General features: G+C 50.1%; 1 rRNA gene (cut by a window edge). It reads right to left on the reverse strand.

Features of this window, described 5'->3' with window-relative positions:
• Nucleotides 1–2500: ribosomal RNA gene (locus PCY17_RS11920) — 23S ribosomal RNA — on the reverse strand; its annotated part runs 298 nt beyond the window's last position; the annotation flags it as partial.

Consider the following 2500-nt stretch of genomic DNA (forward strand, 5'->3'; position numbering starts at 1 on the left):
AATCATGGGAAATCTCATCTTGAGGTGGGTTTCACACTTAGATGCTTTCAGCGTTTATCCCTTCCCTACATAGCTACCCAGCGATGCCTTTGGCAAGACAACTGGTACACCAGCGGTAAGTCCACTCTGGTCCTCTCGTACTAGGAGCAGATCCTCTCAAATTTCCTACGCCCGCGACGGATAGGGACCGAACTGTCTCACGACGTTCTGAACCCAGCTCGCGTGCCGCTTTAATGGGCGAACAGCCCAACCCTTGGGACCGACTACAGCCCCAGGATGCGACGAGCCGACATCGAGGTGCCAAACCTCCCCGTCGATGTGAACTCTTGGGGGAGATAAGCCTGTTATCCCCAGGGTAGCTTTTATCCGTTGAGCGATGGCCCTTCCATACGGAACCACCGGATCACTAAGCCCGACTTTCGTCCCTGCTCGAGTTGTAGCTCTCGCAGTCAAGCTCCCTTATACCTTTACACTCTGCGAATGATTTCCAACCATTCTGAGGGAACCTTTGGGCGCCTCCGTTACCTTTTAGGAGGCGACCGCCCCAGTCAAACTGCCCGTCAGACACTGTCTCCGATAGGGATAACCTATCCGGGTTAGAGTGGCCATAACACAAGGGTAGTATCCCAACAACGTCTCCTTCGAAACTGGCGTCCCGATCTCATAGACTCCTACCTATCCTGTACATGTGGTACAGACACTCAATATCAAACTGCAGTAAAGCTCCATGGGGTCTTTCCGTCCTGTCGCGGGTAACCTGCATCTTCACAGGTACTAAAATTTCACCGAGTCTCTCGTTGAGACAGTGCCCAAATCATTACGCCTTTCGTGCGGGTCGGAACTTACCCGACAAGGAATTTCGCTACCTTAGGACCGTTATAGTTACGGCCGCCGTTTACTGGGGCTTCAATTCATACCTTCGGATTACTCCTAAGCACTCCTCTTAACCTTCCAGCACCGGGCAGGCGTCACCCCCTATACATCATCTTACGATTTAGCAGAGAGCTGTGTTTTTGATAAACAGTTGCTTGGGCCTATTCACTGCGGCTGACTTAAAGTCAGCACCCCTTCTCCCGAAGTTACGGGGTCATTTTGCCGAGTTCCTTAACGAGAGTTCTCTCGCTCACCTGAGGCTACTCGCCTCGACTACCTGTGTCGGTTTGCGGTACGGGTAGAGTATGTTTAAACGCTAGAAGCTTTTCTTGGCAGTGTGACGTCACTAACTTCGCTACTAAACTTCGCTCCCCATCACAGCTCAATGTTATAGATATAAGCATTTGACTCATATCACACCTCACTGCTTAGACAGACACTTCCATTCGTCTGCTTTAGTTAGCCTACTGCGTCCCTCCATCACTACATACTCTAGTACAGGAATATCAACCTGTTGTCCATCGGATACACCTTTCGGTCTCTCCTTAGGTCCCGACTAACCCAGGGCGGACGAGCCTTCCCCTGGAAACCTTAGTCTTACGGTGGACAGGATTCTCACCTGTCTTTCGCTACTCATACCGGCATTCTCACTTCTATGCGTTCCAGCACTCCTCACGGTATACCTTCTTCACACATAGAACGCTCTCCTACCATACCTATAAAGGTATCCACAGCTTCGGTAAATTGTTTTAGCCCCGGTACATTTTCGGCGCAGGGTCACTCGACTAGTGAGCTATTACGCACTCTTTGAATGAATAGCTGCTTCTAAGCTAACATCCTAGTTGTCTGTGCAACCCCACATCCTTTTCCACTTAACAATTATTTTGGGACCTTAGCTGGTGGTCTGGGCTGTTTCCCTTTCGACTACGGATCTTAGCACTCGCAGTCTGACTGCCGACCATAATTCATTGGCATTCGGAGTTTATCTGAGATTGGTAATCCGGGATGGACCCCTCACCCAAACAGTGCTCTACCTCCAAGAATCTTTATGTCGACGCTAGCCCTAAAGCTATTTCGGAGAGAACCAGCTATCTCCAAGTTCGTTTGGAATTTCTCCGCTACCCACAAGTCATCCAAGCACTTTTCAACGTGCCCTGGTTCGGTCCTCCAGTGCGTCTTACCGCACCTTCAACCTGCTCATGGGTAGGTCACATGGTTTCGGGTCTACGACATGATACTAAGGCGCCCTATTCAGACTCGGTTTCCCTGCGGCTCCGTCTCTTCAACTTAACCTCGCATCATATCGTAACTCGCCGGTTCATTCTACAAAAGGCACGCTCTCACCCATTAACGGGCTCGAACTTGTTGTAGGCACACGGTTTCAGGTTCTATTTCACTCCCCTCCCGGGGTGCTTTTCACCTTTCCCTCACGGTACTGGTTCACTATCGGTCACTAGGGAGTATTTAGGGTTGGGAGATGGTCCTCCCAGATTCCGACGGGATTTCACGTGTCCCGCCGTACTCAGGATACTGCTAGGTACAAAGACTATTTTAAATACGAGGCTGTTACTCTCTTTGGCTGATCTTCCCAAATCATTCTTCTATAATCTTTGAGTCCACATTGCAG

This window comes from Streptococcus sp. SO2, from assembly GCF_030440025.1.